The following is a 590-nucleotide window of genomic DNA, read 5'->3' as shown; positions in this document are numbered from 1 at the left end:
ATCGGGCAATGCCCTCCAGCTCCTGCAGCAGCGCGATTTTCTGGAACGTCGCCTGCATGGCGAAATAGAGCTGCGCCACGCTGCTGGCGATGTCGAGCTCAATGCCGGCGGTCTCCGCCAGCCGGGCGTTTTTCTCGCCAATAGCGGCGGCGACCCGTGCGCGATCGGCCCCCCAGAGATCGATATTCAGCTGCGCCCCGACGCCAACGGTATTCAGCGTATACCAGGGGCCGTTTTTATCCACCGGCAGGGAGTATGAGTAGGGCCAGCTAAAGGATTTGTCGGTGATCCGCAGGCGGTTTTGCGCCGCGACGGCGGTGGCCTGCAGGCCCATCGCCGACCGGGCGAGTTCCACCGTGGACTGCGACTGGGAGATGCGCAGCCGGGCGGCCTGCATGGTCGGCGAGTTCTGCAGCGCCCGGTTGATCAGCATATTGAGCTGAGGATCATCATAGGCCTCCCACCAGCGGGCGGCCGGCCAGTCGCTGTTCGCCAGGTGGATCACCTGCGCCAGCTGGGCCTGCTGCGGATTGACGATGGCGACCTGGGCAGGCTCATCCTGGATCAGCGCGCAGCCGCTGAGCAGCGTC

The 590-nt window shown here is 65.4% G+C and carries 1 protein-coding gene; it reads right to left on the bottom strand.

Going from position 1 to position 590, the window contains the following annotated elements; translation table 11 throughout:
- Positions 1 to 590 (bottom strand): TolC family protein (locus AWV70_RS22590; RefSeq protein WP_160327736.1); only part of this gene is annotated, 590 nt, incomplete at both ends.

The organism is Sporosarcina koreensis (assembly GCF_001531445.1).
GTDB classification, from domain to species: Bacteria; Bacillota; Bacilli; order Bacillales_A; family Planococcaceae; genus Sporosarcina; species Sporosarcina koreensis_C.
Note: the sequence above shows the minus strand (reverse complement) of the source record. Positions and strands in the feature narration are given on the sequence as shown.